Consider the following 22,061-nt stretch of genomic DNA (forward strand, 5'->3'; position numbering starts at 1 on the left):
TCCCGGTCCCGTTGGGTCAGAGTGGCCGAGCGGTACCAAGTATCTGATGAACACTCAACTCGCTGTAGCTTAGGGGCTATAGGATCCATGTACGCCCAGGATCCGGTATTTGACCTTCATCGAGAGGACCTGGCGGTGTCCCAAGCGCCGGCAACGGCCACACAAGTGGCGATCATCCTTCTACTGGTGGTCCCGGGGGTGACCTACCAGTTCGTACGCGAGCGTGCGCGTGGCCCGGTCGCTGCGCACAGGGATCTGGGCGAGCGCGTCCTCCGGGCGCTCACCGCAGGTCTGGCCCTCGATGCTCTCTATGTCATCGTCGCCGGTCCGGCATTGACGCGGCTTGTCCACGACCGTCGCCAGGGATGGCTGACCGGAGCTGCCGACAACCCTCGCATCGCGGCTCTCACGGCCATGCTTCTGTTGCTGGTGGTCCCGGCCTGTGCCGCGTGGATCGCTTCTTTGCTCGGTTCGAGGAGGAGTCGTTCCGTCTATGACCCGACCCCCACGGCCTGGGACGCTGCCTTTCGTCAACGCGGCCATTGTCTGGTGCGGGTGCGGCTCAAGAGCGGTGGCTGGATAGGTGGCTGGTACGGCGAGCGCTCCTTTGCCTCGGCCTACCCTGAGTCAGCTGACTTGTATCTGCAGACGGCCTGGGCCGTGTCGAGGGCCGGACGGTTCGAGCATCCACTCGAACTGTCCGGTGGAATCCATGTTCGGATGGACGACGTCGAGTTCATCGATTTCGTTGACGTGTCTTCCGATTCCACGGACGGGGAGATCACGCGTGACTGAAAGACGAGAGCAGCTCAACCTCAATGGGGCCAGGGGTTACAGACCTGCTGGTGATCTTCCCGAGCCCACACAAGCTCCTCGCACGCCGCCGCCGTTGTTGGAGCCGGAGAGCGAAGATGCTGGGGATGACGACGGCGAGCGGGAGGATTGAGGAACGACAGGAACCTGCCTTCGAGACCGACCCGCTGCTCAAGTGGGAGGCAAGGGCGGTGGGACGATCAGGGCACCGGGGTTCCTCCGGACCGCGGATGTCGCGGTCCTTCCGGTGTGTCCTCATCGCCTCGCCGCCCTTTACCGGGGCCGGCTACTCGCCGGTGCGGCCGTCGAGGTGCTCGCGGACGAGGTCGGCGTGGCCGTTGTGGCGGGCGTACTCCTCGATCATGTGGGTGACGATCCAGCGCAGGGAGTACGAGGTCTCCTTGCCGTCGGGCGCGCGGTAGTGGCCGAGAACGTCCAGGGACGGGGCGGCGGCGACGAGTTCGCGGGCGTGCTCGCACTCGGCGCGCCAGACGGTGAAGGCCTCGTCCGGATCGGCGCCGTCGGCGTCCCACTCGGCGAAGCCGCCGTCGGGGCGCCGCCAGTACCCGGGATGGCCCTCGCCGTTGAGGACGTTGCGGAACCAGCCGCGCTCCACCTCGGCCAGGTGGCGGGTCAGCCCGAGCAGGGAGAGCGTGGAGGGGAGCAGCGGGCGGGCGCGGAGCTGTTCGGTGGTCAGCCCGGCGCACTTCCAGGCGAAGGTGGCGCGCTGGAAGTCCAGGAAGCCCGTCAGGGTGGCGAGTTCCCCGGCGGCCAGGGGCGGCTCGGTGCGGGCGGCGTCGGCGAGTTCGTAGGCGTCGGTCATCCGGCCATCCTGGCAGCGGGGGGCGGGCCCCGCGCGGGAATTACTGGCTGATCAGGCCCTGTTCGGCCAGCCGTTCCAGCACCTCGGGGACGCTCGCCGCGACCGGCACCCCGGCGGGCAGCGGCGGGCGGTCCACCAGCACCACGGGCAGGCCGAGTTCACGGGCCGCGGTGAGCTTGGGCGCGGTGGCCGCGCCCCCGCTGTCCTTGGTGACCACGACGTCGATCCGGTGCTCGCGCAGCACCGCCCGCTCGCCGTCCAGGGTGAACGGGCCCCGGTCGAGCAGGACGTGGAGCGCGGCGGGCAGCGGCGGCTCGGGCGGATCGACCGAGCGGGCCACGAAGTGCAGGCCGTCGAGGTGGGCGAAGGCGGCGATGCCCTGCCGTCCGCTGGTGAGCAGGACCCGCCGGCCGAGGGCGGGCAGCAGCGCGGCGGCGGCGTCCAGGGACGGGACGCGGTGCCAGTCGTCGCCCGGTACGGCCGCCCAGCCGGGGCGGCGCAGCGCCAGCAGCGGGACGCCGGTCGCGGCGGCGGCCGCGGCGGCGTTGCCGGACATCACGGCGGCGAACGGGTGGGTGGCGTCCACCACCGTGTCCACCCGTTCGGCGCGCAGCCAGTCGGCGAGGCCGTCGGCGCCGCCGAAGCCGCCGATCCGCACCTCGCCGGCGGGCAGCCGGGGCCGGGCCACCCGTCCGGCGAGCGAGCTGGTGACCCGGAGCCCGGGCCGGCCGTCGAGCGCGGCGGCGAGGGCGCGCGCCTCGGTGGTGCCGCCGAGGAGGAGGACGTGCGTCATCAGGAGCCGCAGGGCTCGTGCGGGCGCTCGCGGTCCGCGGAGTAGAGGTGGCTGTCGCGGAACTGCTCGGCGGCCAGGGTGCGGCCGACGATGATCACGGCGGTGCGGACCACTCCGGCGGCCTTCAGCTGTCCGGCGATGTCCCCGACGGTGCCGCGCAGCACCAGTTCGTCCGGCCGGCTGGCCATCGCGACCACGGCGGCCGGGCAGTCCGCCCCGTAGTGCGGGAGCAGCTGCTCGACCACGTCGTCCACGTAGCCGGCGGCCAGGTGCAGCACGAGCAGGGCGCCGCTGCGGCCGAGGGTGGCGAGGTCCTCGCCCGGCGGCATCGGGGTGGCGCGCTTGGCGATCCGGGTGAGGATCACGGTCTGGCCGACGGTCGGCACGGTCAGCTCGCGCTTGAGCGCGGCCGCCGCGGCGGCGAAGGCCGGCACGCCCGGCACCACGTCGTAGGGCACGCCGGCCGCGTCGAGGCGGCGCATCTGCTCGGCGACGGCGCTGAACACCGACGGGTCGCCGGAGTGCAGCCGGGCGACGTCCTGCCCGGCGGCGTGGGCGCGGACCATCTCCTCGACGATCAGGTCCAGGGTGAGGTTGGCGGTGTCGACCAGTCGGGCGCCGGGCGGGCACTCGGCGAGGAGCTCGCGCGGCACCAGGCTGCCGGCGTAGAGGCAGACCTCGGCGCGGGCCAGGATCCGCTGGCCGCGCAGGGTGATCAGGTCGGCGGCGCCGGGGCCGGCCCCGATGAAGTGGACGGTCACGAGGCGTTCTCCCGGGAGGTGAGGGTGTCGGCGGCGGGTTTGACGGCGGACCACTGGGTGACCGGCATCGCCTGGCGCCAGCCGGTGAAGCCGCCGACCGGGACGGCGTGCGCCACGGCGAGCCGCAGCAGTTCGCCGCCGTGCCGCCGGTACCAGGTGGTGAGCAGTGCCTCCGACTCCAGGGTCACCGTGTTGGCGACCAGTCGGCCGTCGGGCGGCAGCGCGGCCCAGCAGGTGTCGAGCAGGCCGGGCGCGGTGAGGCCGCCGCCGACGAACACCGCGTCCGGGGCGGGCAGTCCGGCGAGCGCGTCCGGGGCGGGGCCGGTGACCACGCGCAGCCGGGGCACGCCGAGGGCGGCGGCGTTGCGGGCGATCCGCTCGGCCCGCACCGGGTCGCGTTCGACCGTGACGGCCCGGTTGTCGCGGTGGGCGCGCAGCCACTCGATCGCGATCGATCCCGAGCCGCCGCCGATGTCCCAGAGCAGTTCGCCGGGGACGGGGGCCAGGGTGGCGAGGGTGGCGGCGCGCACATGCCGCTTGGTCAGCTGGCCGTCGCTCTCGTACGCGCCGTCGGGCAGGCCGGGGACGACCGGGGTGCGGGGGCCGTCGGCGCCGAGCTCGACGGCGATCAGGTTGAGCGGGTCGCCGGGCGGGTGCGGCCAGCCGTCGGCGGGGCCGTCCAGCTGCCGTTCGCCGGGGCCGCCGAGCTGTTCGAGCACCCGCAGCCGGGCGGAGCCGTACCCGAGCTCGGCGAGCAGCGCGGCGACGGCGGCCGGGGTGGCGGCGTCGGCGCTTAGCACCAGCAGCCGGCGGCCGGGGTTGAGGGCGAGGCGCAGGGTGTCGAGGGGCCGGCCGACCAGGCTGACCACCTCGGTGGCCTCCAGCGGCCAGCCGAGCCGGGCGCAGGCGTACGCCACCGAGGAGGGGTGCGGCAGGATCCGCAGCCGGGCGGAGCCGACGGTCTCGGCGAGGGTGCGGCCGATGCCGAAGAACATCGGGTCGCCGCTGGCCAGGACGACCGGCCGGCGGTCCGCGTACCGGGCGATCAGACCGGGGACGGCCGGGCGCAGCGGTGACGGCCAGGGCACCCGTTCGGCGCCGACCTCCTCGGCGGGCAGCAGGTCCAGCTGCCGGGGGCCGCCGATCACGGCCCCGGCGGCCCGCAGGGCGGCGCGCGCGGTGGCGGCGAGGCCGGGCCAGCCGTCGGCCCCGATCCCGACGACGGTGATCGGGGGTGGCTGCTGGGACACCGGGTGGCTCCTCGGGTGCGTACTCGGGGCGGGTGGGGGCAGCCTACCTGGCGGTATTCGCCCCGCGGTCGGTCAGGGTGCGGCCCCGGACACCCGGGCTTAGCGTCGTCCCGGGGGGCTTCGGCACGCTACGGCCGACCGGGGGAACCCCAGCAAAGGGAGGACAGCATGTCCGACTCAGCGGTCCCGCACACCACCTCCAACGCCGGAATCCCGGTGCCGAGCGACGAGCACTCGCTCACGGTGGGCAGGGACGGCCCGATCCTGCTCCACGACCACTACCTGATCGAGAAGATGGCGCAGTTCAACCGGGAACGGGTGCCGGAGCGGGTGGTGCACGCCAAGGGGGCCGGGGCGTACGGCGTCTTCGAGACGACGGAGGACGTGAGCCGGTACACCAAGGCGCTGCTGTTCCAGCCGGGGAAGCGGACCGAGGTGCTGGCGCGCTTCTCGACGGTCGCGGGCGAGCAGGGCAGTCCGGACACCTGGCGCGACCCGCGCGGGTTCGCGCTGAAGTTCTACACCGAGGACGGCAACTACGACCTGGTCGGCAACAACACGCCGGTCTTCTTCGTCCGCGACACGATCAAGTTCCAGGACTTCATCCGTTCGCAGAAGCGCCGCCCCGACAACGGCCTGCGCGACCACGACATGCAGTGGGACTTCTGGACGCTGTCGCCGGAGTCCGCCCACATGGTGACCTGGCTGATGGGGGACCGGGGTATCCCGAAGTCCTACCGGCACATGAACGGCTACGGCTCGCACACCTACCTGTGGATCAACGCGGGCGGGGAGCGGTTCTGGGTGAAGTACCACTTCAAGACCGATCAGGGCATCGACTTCCTCACGCAGGACGAGGCCGACCGGCTGGCCGGCACCGACCCGGACCTGCACCGCCAGGACCTCTGGCAGGCCGTCGACGGCGGCACCCCGCCGTCCTGGACGCTGTACGTGCAGGTCATGCCCTTCGACGAGGCACCGGGGTACCGGTTCAACCCCTTCGACCTGACCAAGGTCTGGCCGCACGGCGACTTCCCGCTGGTCCCGGTCGGGAAGCTGACGCTGAACCGCAATCCCGAGGACTACTTCGTCCACATCGAGCAGGCCGCCTTCGAGCCCGCCAACCTGGTGCCGGGCATCAGCGTCTCGCCGGACAAGATGCTGCTCGGCCGGATCTTCTCCTACCCCGACACCCACCGGTACCGGATCGGGCCCAACTACGCCCAACTGCCGCCCAACCGGCCGCACGTACCGGTGCGCTCCTACGCCAAGGACGGGCCGATGCGCTTCGACCCGTCGCGGGCGGCGGCACCCTACGCGCCCAACTCGTACGGGGGTCCGGCGGCGGACCCGAGGGCCTTCGACGATCCGGCGGCCGGCTGGTTCAGCTCCGGCGACATGGTGCGCGAGGCGTACGCGCCGCACGCGGAGGACGACGACTGGGGGCAGGCGGGCACGATGGTGCGCCGGGTGCTGGACGACGGGCAGCGGGACCGGTTGGTGGCCAACGTGGTCGGGCACCTCGGGGCCGGGGTGAGCGACCCGGTGCTGCGGCGGGCGCTGGAGTACTGGCGCAAGGTCGACGGGGCGCTCGGCGACCGGATCGCCCGGGGCCTCGCCGCGGACTGAGGCACCGGCCGGGCCGGGCGTCCGGCCCGGCCCGGGCCCCGGGCCGGCCTCGGCCGTGCGGTCCTCTGCCCCGGCGTCATCGGCCGCGCCGCCGCCAGTCGCCGGAGGCGATGAGCGCCGGGTGCGCGCGCAGCCGGGCGCCGACGGCCGGTCCGGCGAGGTACACCCAGGCCGGGGCGGTGCCGCCGTCCTCGGTGCGGACGGTCAGCCGCTCGCGGACGTACTCGCCGCCGCCGTCCGGACGGCAGTCCTCCAGCCGGTCCAGCGCCGCGAGCGCCTCCGGGTAGGCGGCCGGGCGGACCGTCACCAGCTCGCCGACGATCCGCCGGCCGGGGGTGTCGTCCGGCACGGCGTACGGGAACCCGGGCCCGGCGTGCAGCGCGGCGCCGTCCAGGACGGCCGGCCGTACCGAGGCGCAGCGGCCGGCCAGGAACACCGCGTGGTTGCGCTCCCCGGTGAGCAGGGTTCCGTAGACGAAGAAGGGGAGGGCGGACGGCACGGGGACTCCTCGGGGCCGGGGTGGGAAGCGGACCGGTGTTCGATGGTGACCGCCTGGTGATACCCACTGGCGCGCGGGGTGGCCGATGCGGTGTCATGTCGGGTACATCTGCCAGCACCGTTCCGGGGGGACACCCATGACAGCTCCAGCCGAACGCGGGCCGGCCGGGTCCGCGACCGCCCGTCCCGTCCCCGCCGACGCCCCCGCAGATGCCCCCGCCGACGCCCCCGCAGATGTCCGCGCTGATGCCTCCGACGGCACCGGCAAGGCCGACGGGGCCGCCGCCGGACGGCTCGGCGCCGGGGTGTGGACGGCGCTCGTGGTGGTCTACGTGGTGTGGGGCTCGACCTATCTGGCGATCCGGATCGCGGTGGAGACCATGCCGTCCTTCCTCTCCGCCGCCGCCCGCTTCCTGACCGCCGGTCTCCTGCTCGCCGGCTTCGTCGCCGTCCGCCACGGCCGGGCCGGACTCAGGGTGGACCTGCCGCAGCTGGGCTCCGCCGCCCTGGTCGGACTGCTGCTGCTGACCGGCGGCAACGGACTCGTGGTGCTCGGCGAGACCTCCGTCCCCTCCGGCCTGGCCGCGCTGCTGGTCGCCGCCGTGCCGCTATGGATGGTGCTGCTGACGGCGGCCGGGGGCGAGCGGCCCAGGCGGGCCGAACTGGCCGGCGTGCTGCTCGGACTGGTGGGCCTGGCCGTGCTCTCCGCCCCCGCGATCGGCGGCTCCATAGCCCCCACCGGGGTGGTCGCGATCATCTGCGCCACCCTCACCTGGGCGTCCGGCTCCTTCGCCAGCAAGCGGATCCGGATGCCCGGGAACGTCTTCGCGTCCAGCGCCTACCAGATGCTCGCCGGGGGGCTCGGCAATCTGCTGATCGGGCTGGCCCGGGGGGAGCAGCACGGGCTGCGCCCCGGCGACGTGTCCACCCGGTCCTGGCTGGCGCTGGCCTTCCTGGTGGTGTTCGGTTCGCTGGTCGCCTTCACCGCGTACGCCTGGCTGCTGCGCGCCGCCCCGCTGACGCTGGTGGCCACCTACGCGTACGTGAACCCGGTGGTGGCCGTGCTGCTGGGCTGGCTGGTGCTGGCCGAGCCGCTGACCGGCCCCACCCTGCTGGGCGGGGCCGTCGTGGTCGCGGGCGTGTGCCTGGTGGTGAGCGTCAGCCGCGGGTCGGGACGGCCGTCGGCCCGGAAGGCCGCCCGGAAGTCCGTCCGGGAGTCCGTCCGGGAGTCCGCCCGAGGGTGAGGTGAAGGGCCGGTCCGGTGCCGGCTCACCCGGACCAGGTGGCGAGCAGGGTGCTCAGGGTCACGCCCGGGCCGAGACCCAGCAGCAGGCCGCGGGCGCCGGCCGGCGGGGGTGTGCGGTGGGTGCGGGCGAGGACGGAGAACACGGTGGCCCCGCCCAGGTTGCCCTCCTCGGTGAGGACGTCCCGCGAGTGCCGCAGGAACGCGGCGTCCGCGTCGAGCAGCACCCCGAGCCGGTCCAGGATGGCCGGGCCGCCCGGGTGCAGCACACCGAAGTCCAGCTCCCGTCCGCCGTGCCGGTCCAGCCAGTCGAGCAGCGCCGGGCCCAGGTCGGTGACCGAGCGGAGCGAGGCCCGGGTGGAGGCGAAGTGGTCGCCCCGGTGGTCCGTCAGCTTGCGGTAGCGGTCGGTGGTGTGCGGGATGGTGTACTCGAAGCAGTGGTCCAGCCTGAGCCCCGGCGTGCGCTGCTCGGCCGTGACCACGGCGGCCGCCGCCGCGTCGCCCCAGAGGCCCTTGTAGATCTGGTCCTCCACCGAGGTGCGGCTGTTCTGGTAGAGCGAGGAGAGCGACTCGGCGGCGACCACCAGCACCACGGCGGCCGGGTTCCAGGCCAGGAAGCGACGGGCCGTGAGCAGCACATGGGCGCCGCCGGCGCAGGCCAGCTGGCTCATCGGCAGCCGGCTGATGTCGGGGCGCAGGCCCAGGTTCTGCTGGAGGTGGACGTCCAGCCCGGGCACGGCGTCGCCGGTCGCGCTGGACACGATCACGCAGTCCACCTGCTCGGGCCGGACGCCCGCCGTCAGCAGCGCCTCGGCGGCGGCCTGTTCGGCGGCGGCCAGCAGGTCGCCGAAGGTGGTGGTCTTGCGTTCGGCGGCGGTGCGCTCGGGGGAGGAGACCAGCTCGTAGGGCCGGAAGTAGCGCCGGGTGCCGGGCAGGTTGCCGAGGGCCAGCCGGACGGTCTGGGCCTGGCGGGCCGGGTAGTCGGGGTTGCGGTCGAGGATGTCCTCCCGGATCCGCTCGGCCGTCACGGTGTGGGGACCGAGGGCGAGCGCCGGGCGGGCGACGAAGGCGGGAAGGGGTGCGGGGGCGGACAGGGGGGTGGGGGGAGCGGGAGTGGGGGCCGTGCTGGGCATGCGGATGGTTCCTTGCGGCTGCGCGCGCCGCGTCCGGCCGGACGCGACGGCCGGTCCGGGCGGTCGTGGCGCGCCGCCCGACGGCGCGGCGTCCGGTCGGCCGGGGGCGGCCGGGACGCACCGACCCGTCGTGACAGCGTCCGACCCGTCCGGGCGCCGGCACCGCCACGCTACCCGCCGGACGACCCCGCCGCCGTCCCCGCCCCCGGCCCCGGCCGTCGGCCGGGAGACCGCCGGTCACCTGCACGGATGGTCCGATCGCGCGAGCCGGCCGGGTTCTTCCGGGCGGCCCTGGCGGCCTCCTCCGGACGGCCCGGGCGGGGCCGGGTCAGACCGCGTACGGAGGAGGCCCGGCCCACCAGTGTCCGGGCGCCTCGTCCTCGCGGCTGGTCCAGAACTCGATGATGCCGCCGACGAACTCCTCGACCGAGAGCAGGCCGTCGCCGTCCAGGTCCAGCCGGCGGAACGCCTCGTCGGCGTCGTCGCGGGAGAGGGCGGAGAAGTGGCCGCGCTGGAAGACGAAGAACTCGCCCGCGTCCACCGTGCCGCTGCCGTCCACGTCGGCGATCGCGAGGAAGGCCTCGGCCAGCGCGCCGAACACGGTCCGCGCCGCCACCGGGTCGTCCGCGAGCGAGCGGGTCGAGGCGACGAACTGGGCGCGGCCGATCGAGGTGGTGCCGACCGGCAGATGGGAGACGTGCAGGTCGCGCCAGATCGCGAGGTAGGCGTCGACGATGCGCCCCTCGGTGCGGGAACCCTCCGCGTGCCCAAGCGAACGGGCCACCGCCCGGCCCATCAGCACATGGTCGTGCTCGGTCAGCCGGCCGTCCCCGTCGGCGTCGAGGTGGTCGAAGCCGTGGTTGATCCTGGCGAGCAGTTTTTCCTCGGACACGTTTCTCCCGGATCGAGCAGATGTCCTGTCGGACCGTCACAGCGGTCATTCGCAGCACGCTAACCCGCCCGGTACCGGCCGCGCAGGCGAAGACTCGAACTGTCGGCCGACCGCGCGCGTGTCTGTGACCGGCCGTCGGCCGACCGCGCGCGCGGCCCCGGACGGCGGCCCCGGGACGGCGGTCCGCTCAGCGCGCGGCGGCGAGCAGCTCCCGGGTGTAGTCGGTGTGCGGGGCGGCGAACAGGCGGTCGCGGTCGGTGGACTCGACCAGCCGGCCGCGGTGCATCACGGCCACCCGGTCGCAGAAGTGGCGGACCACCGCGAGGTCGTGCGAGACGAACAGGAAGGCGACGCCCAGCCGTTCGCGCAGTTCCATCAGCAGATTGAGGACCTGCGCCTGGACCGACACGTCCAGCGCGGACACCGGCTCGTCGGCGATGATCAGCCGGGGCTCGGCCGCGAGCGCGCGGGCGATCCCGATCCGCTGGCGCTGGCCGCCGGAGAACTCGTGCGGGTAGCGGTCCAGGTGGTCGGCCGGCAGGCCGACCTGCTCCAGCAGTTCGGCGGAGCGCTGCCGCCGCTCTCCCGCGCCGAGCGCGGTGTGCAGGCGCAGCGGGGTCTCCAGGGTCTGCGCGACGGTGCGGCGCGGGTTGAGCGAGGCGTACGGGTCCTGGAAGACCAGCTGGACCTCCTTGGCGAGCCGCCGCCGCAGCGCCCGGTCGGGCCGGGTGGCGTCCAGGCCGTCGTACCGGACGGTGCCGGCGGTGGCGGGCTGGAGTCCGGCCAGCACCCGCGAGGTGGTGGACTTGCCGGAGCCGGACTCGCCGACCAGGCCGAGCGTCTCGCCGGGGGCGATGCGCAGGCCGAGGCCCTCGACGGCCCGGACCGGCTCGGACCGCGTCCCGGGGAAGCGGCGGCGGCCGGGGAAGTGCACCGAGAGGTCCTCGACCTCGACCAGCCACCGCCCGCCGGTGGCCGAGCCGGACCCGGCAGCCGCCGCCCCGGAGCGGAGGCGAGGGGTCGGCCGGGGCGCGGGCGAGGGGTCGTCGACCGTCGGCAGCGGTGTGCCCGGCACCGAGTCCAGCGTCAGCGCGGCGCCGACCAGCGCCTTGGTGTACGGCTCCCGGGGCGCGGCCAGGAGGGCCGCGGTGGGTGCGCTCTCCACCTCCCGGCCGCCGCGCAGGACGAGGGTGCGGTCGGTGCTGCCCGCGACCACCCCGAGGTCGTGGCTGACCAGCAGGACGGCGGTGCCGTGCTCGCGCTGCAACTCGCCCAGCAGGTCGAGCACCTGGTCCTGGACCCGGGCGTCGAGCGCGGTGGTGGGCTCGTCGGCGATCAGCACATCGGGGTTGTTCAGCAGCGCCATCGCGATCATCACCCGCTGGCGCATGCCGCCGGAGAAGCGGTGCGGGTGGTCGTCCGTCCGGGCGGCCGGGATGCCCACCCGGTCGAGCATCGCGGCGGCCTGCCGGCGGGCCTCGGCGCGGCCCGCGCCGGGGTGGTGCAGCCGGTACATCTCGGCGAGCTGCGCGCCGACGGTGTGGAAGGGGCTGAGGGAGGTCAGCGCGTCCTGGAAGACCAGGGCCACCCGGCCGCCGCGCACCCGTCGCAGCGCCTGCTCCCCGGCGCCGACCAGCTCCTGCCCGTCCAGCCGGATCGAGCCGGTGACCGTGGTGGTGCGCGGGTCGTGCAGGCCGAGCACGGCGAGCCCGGTGGCGGACTTGCCGGAGCCGGACTCGCCGACCAGGCCGAGGACCTCCCCCCGGGCGAGGTCGAAGGACAGTCCCCGCACGGCGTGCACGGGGGCGTCGCCGCGCGGGTCGGCGAAGCTGACGGAGAGGTCGCGGACGCTGAGCACCGGCGACCCGGCGGCGGGCGCGGACGCGGGCGGGGACGCGGCGTCGGCGGGCACGGGCCCGGTGGCGGGCACGGCGGTGGTGGACGCAGCGGCGTCGCTCTCGGGCGCGGTCGCGGAGGAGGAGGTCATGGGGAGGGCTCCAGGCGGGAGGGCGGCGGGTGGTTCAGCCGAGGCGGATGCGCGGATCGAGCCAGGCGATCACCAGATCGGCCAGCGCGACGAACAGCACGACGAAGCAGGCGGCGAGCAGCACGGCGCCGACCACGGCCGGCAGGTCCTGCCCCTCGACGGCCTCGGTGGCGAACCGGCCCACGCCGTTCAGCCCGAACACCGTCTCGGTGATCACCGCGCCGCCCAGCAGCGCGCCCGCCTCCAGGCCGAGCAGCTGCACCAGCGGTCCGGCGGCGCCGCGCGCGGTGTACTTGAGGTGGGCCCGGAGCCGGCCGAGGCCCTTTCCGCGGGCGGTGCGGACGTACTCCTCGTCCATCGTCTCCAGCAGCTGGGAGCGCGAGAGCCGGGCGAACACGGCCGAGTTGACGAAGCCGAGCACGATCCAGGGCAGCAGCATGCCGCCCGCCCAGGCGGCGGGGTCGGTGGCCGGAGGGGTGTAGGAGGGCAGCGGCAGCAGCCCGGTGGTGTAGACCAGGCCCCACTGGGCGACATAGCCGAGGAAGTAGATCTGCACGCTGGCGCCGATCAGGGTGAAGCCGGAGAGCAGCCGGTCCGTCCGGGTACCGTGCCGCAGCGCGGCGACGAAGCCGGTGCCGAGTCCGAACACCACCAGGAAGGCCAGCGCGCCCGCCGCCAGCGAGACGGTCACCGGCAGGTGGTCGACCAGGGCCTCGGTGACCGGCTGGTGCAGCCGGTAGGAGTAGCCGAGGCAGGGCGCGTCGCAGTGCAGGGTGGAGCCGTCGACGTCCTGGATGTCGCGACCGGCCACGATCCCGGTCAGATAGTCGGTGTACTGGGTGAGCAGCGGCTGGTCCAGGCCCATGCTCGCGCGGACCGCCGCGACCTGACCGGTGTCGCAGCGCGGGCCGCAGGCGGCGCGGGCCGGGTCGGCGGGGGCGGCGTAGAAGAGGGCGAAGGCGGCGGCGGAGACCGCGGCCAGGACGGCGAGCGCCTGGAGGATCCGCCGCAGGGCGAAGGAGAGCATGGTGGCCGGTCCGGGTTCGGTGGGCGTCGGGGCGGTGGTCCCGCCGCGCGCCGCGCGGGGCGGGCGGCGGGACCACCGGGGGAGTGCGGGGTGTCAGGCCTTCAGGTAGAGCCAGGCGAGGCTGACGGACCCGTAGATCGGGTGGACGAACGCGCCGCCGACGTTGGAGCCGCGCAGCTGGTTGACGTTCGGGTAGGCGAACGGCAGCACCGGCAGGTCCTTCATCACCGTCTGCTCCAGCGCGTAGAGCTCCTTGGCCTTGGCCCGGGGCTCGCCGATCTGGTTGATCCGGTCGATCTCCTTGTCCACCTGGCCGTTGTGGTAGCGGGCGGAGTTGAGGTCGCTGTTGGCGCGGCCGTCGAAGGAGAACGGGATCAGGGTGGAGGGCGTCGGCCAGTCGACCGAGCTGGTCTCCTCCCACAGGTCGTAGGGGGAGTCGGCGCGGTGTGCCTCGTCCAGCAGGGCCTTGGGGTCGACCGGCTTCGGCACCAGCGTGATGCCGGCCTTGGCGAAGCCGTCGACCAGCACCTGCGCGACCCGCTGGCCGTTCGGGGTGTTGGCGTACGCGTAGGTCAGGGAGGCGGGCGGCTGCGCGGCCTTGGCCAGCACGGCCTTCGCGGCGTCCGGGTCGCCCTCCGGCCTGGCCGGGTTCAGGTCGTACTTCTGCCAGTCGACCAGGGCGGGCGAGCTGAGGGTGCTGGCGAGCTCGCCGGCCCGGCTGCCGCCGAGGACCTGGCGGGCCTGCTGGCGCGGGTAGGCGAGGTTGAGCGCCTTGCGGACCTCGGGGTCGGTCACCCGCTCGTTGTTGACCATGAGGTAGGTGACGAAGGCGCCCTGCCGCCCGGAGACGACCAGGTCCTTGGCCTTCGGGTCGGTGTCCACGGTCTGGTACAGCTCGGGGGAGAGCTGGGTGGCGACCGTGGTGGCGTCCGCGCCGCCGTCGCGCCCGGAGAGGATCTCCTGGTTGATGTTGAGCGCCTCCTTCCCGAAGGTGAAGACGAACTTCTCCGGGTACTGGCTGCGGATCGGGTCGGTCTCCGCCTTCCAGTGCGGGTTGCGCTCCAGCACCAGCCGGGTGTTCTGGACGTGCTCGACGATCCGGTACGGGCCGGTGGCGAACGGCAGCCGGTCGTAGTCGGTGCCGGTGTCCTTGTCCTTGCGCACCGGCGAGGAGGAGGACTGCGCGGCCATGTACGGCACGTCGGCCTGCGGCTGCGGGAAGTGGAACACCAGGGTGCGGTCGTCCGGCGTCGCGATCGCGTCGAGGTCGCCGTCCTGCGGGCCGCCGTACTTCTTGCGGGCGTCGTCGTAGCTGGCCTCGCCGGTCAGCCACTGCGGCCAGTACGGCGGGCCGACCTCGTAGCCCTTGCCGAAGGAGCGCTCGATGCCGTACTTGACCTGCTGGGAGGTGATCGGCTGACCGTCCTCCCAGGCCACGCCCTCCTTCAGCCGGAAGGTCCAGGTGCGGCCGTCGTCGCTGGCGGTGCCGGTGTCGGTGGCGAGGTCGCCGACCAGCTTGGCCTTGCCGTCGACCACCTGGTACTGGGTCAGCTGGCGGCCCCACAGCAGCGAGGTGTTGTAGGCGGCGCCCGCGTACACCTTCTGCGGGTCGAGGTGGCGGAAGTCGGTGGTGTTGTAGACGTTCACCGTGCCGCCCGCGCGGGCACCGGCGACGGCGGGGGCCGGTCCGGCGCTCTCCTTCTCGGTGCCGAGCGCGGCGGTCAGCGGCGAGGCGTCCTTGGCCGCGGCGCCGGGCCCGGCGGAGGTGGTGGTGCCCGCGCCGGCCGAGCAGGACGTCGCCAGCAGGGCGGTCGCGACGACGGCGAGGGACGGTCTGATCCAGCGCATGGCGAATCTCTCCTTGCCCCGGGGTCTCCGGGGCGGTCGGGTGAACTGTCGGGTGAACAGCGAAAGGAAGGAAGGCAGGAAGGCGGTCGGTCGGACCGCGGCCGGGGACGGCCTCAGCGGGCGGCCCGCGGGTCCAGGGCGTCCCGGACGGCGTCGCCGAGCAGGTTGAAGGCGAGCACGAAGAGCAGCAGCGCGACACCGGGGAAGAACATGTACGTCGGGTCGGCCCGGAACACCTCGGAACCGCGGGAGATCATCCGGCCCCAGTCGGGGACGGGCTCGTTGATGCCCACGCCGAGGAAGGAGAGCACCGCCTCCGAGGCTACGAACGCGGGCACCGCCATGGTGGCGTGCACCAGCAGTTGCGCCCGCACATTCGGCAGGAGTTCCCGGACGACGACGTGGAATCCACCGGCGCCCATCGCCCGGGCGGACTGCACGAAATCCCTTTCCCGGAGCGAGCGGACGGTGGCCCGCAGGGAAAGCGCGAGCGGAATCCAGCCGAACGCGGAGAACACCAGCACCAGTACCAGGAACTGCATCCACTCCGGCTCCGCGGTGCCCGGGTCCACCAGCCGGGACTGGATCACCGGGCTGAGCGCGAGCAGCAGGAGCAGGGTCGGGAAAGCCAGCAGGACGTTGGAGAGGAAGCCGAACACCCGGTCGGTGATCCCGCCGAGGTAGCCCACCGCGACCCCGGCCAGCACCCCGAGGGCGGTGGTCACGGTGGCCGAGGCGAAGGCGATCAGCAGCGAGGTGCGGATGCCGTAGAGCAGCTGGGTGAACACATCGCGGCCCAGGCCGGGCTCCAGGCCGAACCAGAACTCCCCGGAGATGCCGCCGTTCGGCGCGATCGGCAGGCCGCCGTCGCTGAGCAGGCCGGGCGCGTTCTGGCCGTAGTGCTCGGTGGGGTTCTTGCCGTACAGCGCGGCGATCAGCGGGGCCGCCAGGGCGAGCAGCAGGAAGAGCGCCACCACGCCGAGCGCGACGGCCCCGGTGCGGTCCCGGCAGACCCGGCGCAGCAGCCCCGGCGGGGCGGGCCGCACGGGCGGCGCGTCCGATGCGGCGACGTGTTCGACCACTGCCATGACAGGAGTACTCCCCGAATTCCGTGCCGCCCCATGGGTGGAGGTGCACCGACGTACATTTCCGGACGCCCTCCCGGGGGTTTCCCGGGGCGTCGCCGAGCGCCATCAGATCGGACACCGAGGACTTTCCGCAAATCATTCCGAAGGCGTCGGAGAAGTGGCTCCCGGGCTTTGTTCCGGAATTGTGACGGCTTCATTCCGCTGCAATACGGCCGTAGCACAAGAACGGGCACAAGCGGACAAAAGGTATGTCATGTCCGCCGCTGTCCCGCATTCTGAGATCTCCGCCACAGGCCGTCCGGCATTGGTACGATTCCGGCGGGCCGCGACTGGCGCGCACGGATGGAATCGACCATCGGGAAGCGGCCCCGTGCCGAATCACGACGCAGTTGCCGAGCGCCTGGGCCCCCGACCTCCCCTTCAGGAGACCGCCATGGCCCCGCAGCCGCACACGGCCGCCACCCCCGCCGCCAACACCGCCTTCCGCTCCGCCCTCGACGTGGTCCGCGAGGTCGAACCGCGGATCGCCGCCGCCATCGGCCAGGAGATCGACGACCAGCGCGCCTCGCTCAAGCTCATCGCCAGCGAGAACTACGCCTCCCCGGCCGTCCTGCTCACCATGGGCAACTGGCTCAGCGACAAGTACGCCGAGGGCACCGCCGGCCGCCGCTTCTACGCCGGCTGCCGCAACGTCGACACCGTCGAGACCGTCGCCGCCGAGCACGCCCGCGCCCTCTTCGGCGCCGACCACGCCTACGTCCAGCCGCACTCCGGCATCGACGCCAACCTGACCGCCTTCTGGGCCGTGCTCTCCCAGCGGGTCGAGAGCCCCGCCCTGGAGCGCGCCAAGGTCCGCAACGTCAACGACCTCACCGAGGCCGACTGGGCCGAACTGCGCCGGGAGCTCGGCAACCAGCGCATGCTCGGCATGTCCCTCGACACCGGCGGCCACCTCACCCACGGCTTCCGCCCCAACATCTCCGGCAAGATGTTCGACCAGCGCAGTTACGGCACCGACCCGGCCACCGGCCTGATCGACTACGACGCGCTGCGCGCCACCGCCCGGGAGTTCCGCCCGCTGATCCTGGTGGCCGGCTACTCCGCCTACCCCCGGCGGGTCGACTTCCGCCGGATGCGCGAGATCGCCGACGAGGTCGGCGCCACCCTGATGGTCGACATGGCCCACTTCGCGGGCCTGGTCGCCGGCAAGGTGTTCACCGGCGACGAGGACCCGGTGGCCCACGCCCACATCGTCACCACCACCACCCACAAGTCGCTGCGCGGCCCGCGCGGCGGCATGGTGCTCTGCACCGAGGAACTCGCCGAGCACGTCGACCGCGGCTGCCCGCTGGTGCTCGGCGGCCCGCTCTCGCACGTCATGGCCGCCAAGGCGGTCGCCTTCGCCGAGGCCCGGCGCCCCGAGTTCCAGGACTACGCCCAGAGGGTCGTCGACAACGCCCAGGCGCTCGCCGAGGGCCTGCTGCGCCGCGGCGGCACCCTGGTCACCGGCGGCACCGACAACCACCTCGTGCTCGTCGACGTCTCCGGCCACGGCCTCACCGGCCGCCAGGCCGAGGCCGCGCTGCTGGACTCCGGCATCGTCACCAACCGCAACTCCGTCCCGCGTGACCCGAACGGCGCCTGGTACACCTCGGGGGTGCGGATCGGCACCCCGGCGCTCACCACCCGAGGCCTCGGCACCGCCGAGATGGACGAGATCGCCGGCCTGATCGACACCGTGCTGCGCGCCGCCACCCCGGCCACCACCGCCGCCGGCGCGCCGTCCAGGGCCCAGTACGTGCTGGACCCGGCGGTCGCCGAAGGCGTCGCGAAGCGCGCCGCCGACCTGCTCGCCGGCTTCCCGCTCTACCCGGGCGTCGACCTGGCCTGAACCGGCCGCGGAAGCCGACCGCGCCCGCCCGGCCGGGGCCACCGCCCCCGGCCGGGCCGGGCCCGCCGCTCCTCCCGCCGCTCCTCCCTTCGCTCCGCCTGCCTCCGGGGCCCGTGCTGATGACAATCGGGTGGTCGGACGGCACTATGGACGCACCGTTCCCGCACCGTGTACGGGTCTCGGTCAACTCCGCGCACTAACTGCCGGAGCCCGAAATTCTTTGCTCCGAGCCCGCGCAACTCCGCTCCGTGGCGAGTAGATTGCAGCGAACTCGGGAGCCCCGGACTACGGTCGGTGCCAGGCCGGGTCGCTCCCGTCTGCCCGGACCGCGCTCCGGGCCCGGACGCGGCCGCCAGGACCGTCGCAGGGCCGCAGAGGCCGACCCCGAGTCGGAGATCGTGCCCAGTGGTCGTTCGTACCGTGTTAGGAGCCGCCTCGTGACCGACGCCGCACTCAGTGCCGACCAGCAGCGACCTGCTGAACCCGAGGTGCTCGACGACGTACCCGGGTGGTTCTGGGACCAGGACCGTCACCTCTTCGACTGGTTCCTCGGCCGGCAGGAGAAGGCCGGCCGCTCCGGGGACCTCATGGAGATGGGCGCCTACCTGGGTCGCAGCGCGATCGTCATCGGCTCGCACCTCCAGCCGGGCGAGGCCTTCACGGTCTGCGACCTCTTCGACTCCGACGCCCCGGACGACGAGAACGCCGCCGAGATGGACATGTCCTACCGCAGGACGCTGACCCGCACCGCCTTCGAGACCAACTACCTCGCCTTCAACGAGCGGCTGCCGGAGATCGTCCAGGCCCCGACCTCCACGCTCGGCGGCGGCCGGGTCGCGCCCGGCGCCTTCCGCTTCATCCACATCGACGCCTCGCACCTCTACGAGCACGTCGCCGAGGACATCCAGGTGGCCCGCACGGCGCTCGCCTCCGACGGCATCGTGGTCCTGGACGACTACCGCTCCGCCCACACCCCGGGCGTCGCCGCCGCCACCTGGGAGGCCGTGTTCAACCACGGACTGCGGCCGATCGTGCTCACCGACAGCAAGTTCTACGGCACCTGGGGCGACCCGGAGCCCGCCCAGCTCGACCTGCTGGCCCGCCGGGGCACCCTGCCGCACTGCGACATCACCAGCGAGTCGGTCGACGGCCGCCGCCTGGTCCGGATCAGCGGCAGCGACGCGGGCGCCGAACCCTTCCGGGTCTCCCGCCACCACGCCCGGCTGGCCGCCGAGGCGGAGCACCGCGCCGCCGACGAGGCCTTCCGCGCCGCCGAACGCGACCGCGAGTCGGCCGACCGCGACCTCGCCGACCGCCGCGCCCGCGCCGCCGAACGCCGCCGCCCCGCCAACGTCGCCAAGCGCGCCGTCGGCGACCTCCTCCCCCCGGTCGTCACCTCCGCCATCCGCCGCGCCCGCCGCGGCTGACCCGCGGGGGGCTCAGGGGGCGTCGCCGGGGACCGCAGCGTCCGTCGCCTCCGGCAGGGGGACGTCCGGCCGCAGGCGGGTCCAGACCGTGCGGGCGATGGCGGCCGGGGGTTCGTGCTCCCAGAAGCGCAGCACCGTCCAGCCGTCCTCGGCCAGGTGGCGGGTGGTGTCCTGGTCGCGGCTGACGTTGCGGTCGAGCTTGCTGCGCCACCACTCGGCGTTGGACTTCGGGCTGGTCGCGTGCTCGGGGCAGCCGTGCCAGAAGCAGCCGTCGAGGAAGACCGCGACCTTCGGCCCGGGGAACAGGATGTCGACGGTGCGCCGGGGCAGCCCCGGGACCTTGGCGTTCACGCGGTAGCGCAGGCCCCAGCGGAACAGCAGCCGCCGGACGGCCAGCTCCTGCGCGGTGTCGCGGGAGCCCTGGCGGCTCATGCGGGCCGCGACGGACGGGGAGGAGGCGGCGGGCGACGACATGCGACCCAGTATTCCGCAGCCCCCTGACAGCCCCCCCGGCAACGCCGGAGGGGCGCCGCTCCGGGGGATCCCGGGGCGGCGCCCCTCCTGATGTTCGGTGCCGGGCTCAGCCGCGCGGGGCTCCCGCGGGTTCCGCGTCGGCGGCCCGTCCGGTGCCGGCGGCGGTCCCGGCGGTCCCGGCCGCCTCGTCCGCGGCGCTCGCGTCCGCGGCCAGCTCGAGCTTGACCGCGGCGAGGCTGGGGTTGGCCCAGGCACTGCGGACGCCCCAGGCGTAGAAGGCGAGCGCGATCAGGGCGACGACCAGCAGGTCCCAGCCTTCGGGGAGGTAGCCCTCGCCGCCGAAGTCGGTGGAGCCGGCCCAGGAGACGCCGGCCATCACGAACAGGTAGGCGATCATCCAGGCGCCGGCCTTGAGGTGCGGCTTCAGCTCGGCGAACGGCTTGCGCAGCTCGTACCAGGCCCAGATCGGCAGACCGGCGGCCATCAGCAGGATGACCTTGCCGGTGAGCGGCCAGCGGGCCCAGTAGAGGACGAGCGAGCCGAAGATCATGGCGACCGGGGCGATCACCGGCATCGCGCGCAGCCGGACCGGCCGGGGCAGCTCGGGTGCCAGGCGGCGCAGCGCCATCACGGCGACCGGGCCGGTGATGTAGGAGATCACGGTGGCCACCGAGACGATCTCGGCGAGCGAGCCCCAGCCGCGGAAGACCGCGAGGAAGCAGAAGGCGACGACCAGGTTGAGCACCAGCGCCGGGCGCGGGATGCCGGTCTTCGGGTCGACCCGGCCGAAGATCTTCGGCAGGTGGCCGTTCTCCTGGACGCCGTGGATCATCCGGGAGGTGGTGGCGGCGTAGATCATGCCGGTGCCGCTGGGGGAGACGAAGGCGTCCGCGTACAGCAGCAGGGCGAGCCAGTTCAGGCCCCAGGCGATGGCCAGGTCGGCCAGCGGCGAGGTGTAGCCGAGGCCGCCCCAGCCGTTGGCCAGGTCGGCGGTCGGAACGGCGCCGAGGAAGGCGATCTGCAGCGCGACGTAGATCACCAGGGCGATCAGGATCGAGCCGATCACGGCCTTGGGCAGCGACTTGCCGGGGTCGCGGGCCTCACCGGCCAGGTTGAGCGGAGACTGGAAGCCGTTGAAGGCCCAGACGATGCCGGAGACGGCCACCGCCGTGAACACCGCGCTCCAGCCGTTCGGCGCGAAGCCGCCGTGGTCGGTGAAGTGCGCGGTGTCGAAGTGCGCCAGCAGCAGGGCGCCCGCGGTGAGGGTGGGGACGACGACCTTGAACACCGTGATCGCCGTGTTGGTCTTGGCGAACAGCGTGATCGCGAACCAGTTCAGCGCGAAGTAGACCAGCAGCAGCACACTGGCCACGGCCACGCCGCTGACGGACAACTCCTGTCCGTCGAAGAGGCCCTTGGCCCAGCCGAAGTCCCAGGAGCTCATGTACTGCACCGACGCGGTGGCCTCGCCGGGGATGACCGAGACGATCGCGATCCAGTTGGCCCAGGCGGCCAGGTACCCGGCCAGCGAGCCGTGCGAGTACTGGCCGTAGCGGACCATGCCGCCGGCCTTGGGGAACATCGAGCCGAGCTCGCTGTAGGTGAGCGCGATGGTCAGGGCGACGGCCGCGCCGATCACCCAGGCGACGATCGAGGCCGGTCCGGCCAGCCGGGCGGCGCGCTCGGCGCCGAAGAGCCAGCCGGAGCCGATGATCGATCCGAGGCCGACCGCGGTGAGGCTGATGGTGCCGAGCGAGCGGCGGTAGTGCTGATGGGATGCCGTCGTCGACTCGGGCTCACTCACCGTATCGGTCCTCTGTCTTGTCGTGTCACTTGGCTTTCCGGACAAACGGGAAGAGCCTAAGGGGCGAAATCGGGCGAAACCTCAGCTGGACCTCAGATTCACCGCAAAACACCCGATCGTTGCCATCTCGTGTCCGAACCTCTGACCTTCGGCGGGGGCGCGCGGGGACGACCGGCGGGGCGCGCGCGGGGTGCGCGGGGCGCCCGGGAAGGGCGGTCGGGAGGTCCGGGGGAAAAAAGAAATTCCCCGTGGGAACTCTTGTGAGTTCCCACGGGGAATCGCTGGTGTCCGAGGGGGGACTTGAACCCCCACGCCCGATAAAGGGCACTAGCACCTCAAGCTAGCGCGTCTGCCATTCCGCCACCCGGACGGGGTGTGTGCTTCGGGGGTTTTCTGCTCGTCCCCTCGGCGACAGAGAGAACATTACCAGGGTTTCGGAGTGCTTCTCACCTGCGTTTCCCCGGTCGGGATGGTGGGGGGCGGCGGTACGGATCGCTGCTGTGCGCGAACCGGTGGTTCAAGGACGGTAAACGGTCGAGTTGCGGTCGATGAACGATCGGTATCGGTCGGCTCTGGTCCGACACGGGCAAGTTGTCGACGGTGCCACGGCCCCGGGGGTGGCTCTCCTAGCCTCTGTGGACCGAGGGCGCCATGAGCGGAACGCCTGATTCCCGGGGTCG

The 22,061-nt window shown here is 73.4% G+C and carries 18 protein-coding genes, 1 tRNA gene and 1 riboswitch; of the genes, 5 read left to right on the top strand and 14 right to left on the bottom strand.

Annotation, left to right across the window (positions count from 1 at the left end):
- Positions 1-87 precede the first annotated feature (87 nt).
- Complete coding sequence (locus tag IF01_RS0105600; protein WP_051754942.1) at positions 88-795, top strand: DUF6338 family protein; 708 nt, start codon at positions 88-90, stop codon at positions 793-795.
- A 304-nt stretch (positions 796-1,099) separates the two neighbouring features.
- Here IF01_RS0105600 and IF01_RS0105605 read toward each other — a convergent pair whose 3' ends face one another.
- Genes IF01_RS0105605 through IF01_RS0105620 form a run of 4 tightly spaced genes read right to left on the bottom strand, consistent with a single transcriptional unit; the run spans position 1,100 to position 4,440 of the window.
- Positions 1,100-1,636, bottom strand: coding sequence for a DinB family protein (locus tag IF01_RS0105605; protein WP_030392146.1), 537 nt, complete (start codon positions 1,634-1,636; stop codon positions 1,100-1,102).
- A 40-nt stretch (positions 1,637-1,676) separates the two neighbouring features.
- Positions 1,677-2,429: a cobalt-precorrin-6A reductase gene (locus IF01_RS0105610; protein ID WP_030392147.1), complete on the bottom strand. Its 753-nt coding sequence runs from the start codon at positions 2,427-2,429 to the stop codon at positions 1,677-1,679.
- A complete protein-coding gene (cobM, locus tag IF01_RS0105615) occupies positions 2,429-3,190 on the bottom strand; it encodes a precorrin-4 C(11)-methyltransferase (protein ID WP_030392148.1) in 762 nt (253 codons plus the stop codon). The genes IF01_RS0105610 and cobM overlap by 1 nt, the downstream gene beginning before the upstream one ends.
- Positions 3,187-4,440, bottom strand: a complete 1,254-nt coding sequence (locus IF01_RS0105620; RefSeq protein ID WP_030392149.1) for a bifunctional cobalt-precorrin-7 (C(5))-methyltransferase/cobalt-precorrin-6B (C(15))-methyltransferase — start codon at positions 4,438-4,440, stop codon at positions 3,187-3,189. The genes cobM and IF01_RS0105620 overlap by 4 nt, the downstream gene beginning before the upstream one ends.
- A 168-nt stretch (positions 4,441-4,608) precedes the next feature.
- Between IF01_RS0105620 and IF01_RS0105625 the strand changes: the two genes are divergently transcribed.
- A complete protein-coding gene (locus IF01_RS0105625) occupies positions 4,609-6,069 on the top strand; it encodes a catalase (RefSeq protein WP_030392150.1) in 1,461 nt (486 codons plus the stop codon).
- 76 nt (positions 6,070-6,145) lie between these two features.
- Here the strand turns inward: IF01_RS0105625 and IF01_RS0105630 are convergent, their stop codons facing one another.
- Positions 6,146-6,568 (bottom strand): gamma-glutamylcyclotransferase family protein, encoded by a 423-nt coding sequence (locus tag IF01_RS0105630; RefSeq protein ID WP_030392151.1) that lies wholly within the window; start codon positions 6,566-6,568, stop codon positions 6,146-6,148.
- A gap of 136 nt (positions 6,569-6,704) precedes the next feature.
- Between IF01_RS0105630 and IF01_RS0105635 the strand changes: the two genes are divergently transcribed.
- Positions 6,705-7,811, top strand: a complete 1,107-nt coding sequence (locus IF01_RS0105635) for an EamA family transporter (protein ID WP_078879684.1) — start codon at positions 6,705-6,707, stop codon at positions 7,809-7,811.
- Positions 7,812-7,836: 25 nt separating this feature from the next.
- Here the strand turns inward: IF01_RS0105635 and IF01_RS0105640 are convergent, their stop codons facing one another.
- From IF01_RS0105640 to IF01_RS0105665, 6 genes are all read right to left on the bottom strand, one after another.
- Positions 7,837-8,943: a beta-ketoacyl-[acyl-carrier-protein] synthase family protein gene (locus tag IF01_RS0105640; RefSeq protein WP_051754943.1), complete on the bottom strand. Its 1,107-nt coding sequence runs from the start codon at positions 8,941-8,943 to the stop codon at positions 7,837-7,839.
- Positions 8,944-9,271: 328 nt separating this feature from the next.
- Complete coding sequence (locus IF01_RS0105645) at positions 9,272-9,835, bottom strand: EF-hand domain-containing protein (RefSeq protein WP_030392154.1); 564 nt, start codon at positions 9,833-9,835, stop codon at positions 9,272-9,274.
- A 187-nt stretch (positions 9,836-10,022) separates the two neighbouring features.
- Entirely contained in the window at positions 10,023-11,822 is a 1,800-nt protein-coding gene (locus IF01_RS0105650; RefSeq protein WP_078879685.1) for a dipeptide ABC transporter ATP-binding protein, read from the bottom strand.
- Positions 11,823-11,856: 34 nt separating this feature from the next.
- On the bottom strand, positions 11,857-12,849 hold the full coding sequence (locus IF01_RS0105655) for an ABC transporter permease (RefSeq protein WP_030392156.1): 993 nt from the start codon (positions 12,847-12,849) through the stop codon (positions 11,857-11,859).
- Between the two features lie 93 nt (positions 12,850-12,942).
- The gene (locus IF01_RS0105660) at positions 12,943-14,697 is read right to left on the bottom strand and encodes an ABC transporter substrate-binding protein (RefSeq protein WP_030392157.1); all 1,755 of its coding nucleotides are present in this window, start codon (positions 14,695-14,697) and stop codon (positions 12,943-12,945) included.
- Between the two features lie 113 nt (positions 14,698-14,810).
- A complete protein-coding gene (locus tag IF01_RS0105665; RefSeq protein WP_051754944.1) occupies positions 14,811-15,785 on the bottom strand; it encodes an ABC transporter permease in 975 nt (324 codons plus the stop codon).
- A gap of 315 nt (positions 15,786-16,100) precedes the next feature.
- Positions 16,101-16,198: riboswitch (ZMP/ZTP riboswitch) on the top strand.
- A 20-nt stretch (positions 16,199-16,218) separates the two neighbouring features.
- Between IF01_RS0105665 and IF01_RS0105670 the strand changes: the two genes are divergently transcribed.
- Both IF01_RS0105670 and IF01_RS0105675 read left to right on the top strand, forming a co-directional pair.
- Positions 16,219-17,676: a glycine hydroxymethyltransferase gene (locus IF01_RS0105670; RefSeq protein WP_030392159.1), complete on the top strand. Its 1,458-nt coding sequence runs from the start codon at positions 16,219-16,221 to the stop codon at positions 17,674-17,676.
- A 437-nt stretch (positions 17,677-18,113) separates the two neighbouring features.
- Complete coding sequence (locus IF01_RS0105675; protein WP_030392160.1) at positions 18,114-19,103, top strand: class I SAM-dependent methyltransferase; 990 nt, start codon at positions 18,114-18,116, stop codon at positions 19,101-19,103.
- Positions 19,104-19,115: 12 nt separating this feature from the next.
- On the opposite strand, the gene IF01_RS0105680 is transcribed toward IF01_RS0105675, so the two are convergent.
- From IF01_RS0105680 to IF01_RS0105690, 3 genes are all read right to left on the bottom strand, one after another.
- Entirely contained in the window at positions 19,116-19,577 is a 462-nt protein-coding gene (locus tag IF01_RS0105680; RefSeq protein ID WP_244215430.1) for a very short patch repair endonuclease, read from the bottom strand.
- A 106-nt stretch (positions 19,578-19,683) separates the two neighbouring features.
- Positions 19,684-21,381: an APC family permease gene (locus IF01_RS0105685; RefSeq protein ID WP_030392162.1), complete on the bottom strand. Its 1,698-nt coding sequence runs from the start codon at positions 21,379-21,381 to the stop codon at positions 19,684-19,686.
- 282 nt (positions 21,382-21,663) lie between these two features.
- Positions 21,664-21,751 (bottom strand) — tRNA-Leu (locus IF01_RS0105690).
- Positions 21,752-22,061: the final 310 nt, after the last annotated feature.

It is taken from the genome of Kitasatospora purpeofusca, from assembly GCF_000718025.1.
GTDB classification, from domain to species: Bacteria; Actinomycetota; Actinomycetes; order Streptomycetales; family Streptomycetaceae; genus Kitasatospora; species Kitasatospora purpeofusca.

Excerpts from the sequence above, each read along its gene's own strand:
- IF01_RS0105600 (WP_051754942.1), top strand. The coding sequence starts at position 88 with ATGTACGCCCAGGATCCGGTATTTGACCTTCATCGAGAGGACCTGGCG.
- IF01_RS0105605 (WP_030392146.1), bottom strand. The coding sequence starts at position 1,636 with ATGACCGACGCCTACGAACTCGCCGACGCCGCCCGCACCGAGCCGCCC.
- IF01_RS0105610 (WP_030392147.1), bottom strand. The coding sequence starts at position 2,429 with ATGACGCACGTCCTCCTCCTCGGCGGCACCACCGAGGCGCGCGCCCTC.
- IF01_RS0105625 (WP_030392150.1), top strand. The coding sequence starts at position 4,609 with ATGTCCGACTCAGCGGTCCCGCACACCACCTCCAACGCCGGAATCCCG.
- IF01_RS0105635 (WP_078879684.1), top strand. The coding sequence starts at position 6,705 with ATGACAGCTCCAGCCGAACGCGGGCCGGCCGGGTCCGCGACCGCCCGT.
- IF01_RS0105640 (WP_051754943.1), bottom strand. The coding sequence starts at position 8,943 with ATGCCCAGCACGGCCCCCACTCCCGCTCCCCCCACCCCCCTGTCCGCC.
- IF01_RS0105650 (WP_078879685.1), bottom strand. The coding sequence starts at position 11,822 with ATGACCTCCTCCTCCGCGACCGCGCCCGAGAGCGACGCCGCTGCGTCC.
- IF01_RS0105655 (WP_030392156.1), bottom strand. The coding sequence starts at position 12,849 with ATGCTCTCCTTCGCCCTGCGGCGGATCCTCCAGGCGCTCGCCGTCCTG.
- IF01_RS0105660 (WP_030392157.1), bottom strand. The coding sequence starts at position 14,697 with ATGCGCTGGATCAGACCGTCCCTCGCCGTCGTCGCGACCGCCCTGCTG.
- IF01_RS0105665 (WP_051754944.1), bottom strand. The coding sequence starts at position 15,785 with ATGGCAGTGGTCGAACACGTCGCCGCATCGGACGCGCCGCCCGTGCGG.
- IF01_RS0105670 (WP_030392159.1), top strand. The coding sequence starts at position 16,219 with ATGGCCCCGCAGCCGCACACGGCCGCCACCCCCGCCGCCAACACCGCC.
- IF01_RS0105680 (WP_244215430.1), bottom strand. The coding sequence starts at position 19,577 with ATGTCGTCGCCCGCCGCCTCCTCCCCGTCCGTCGCGGCCCGCATGAGC.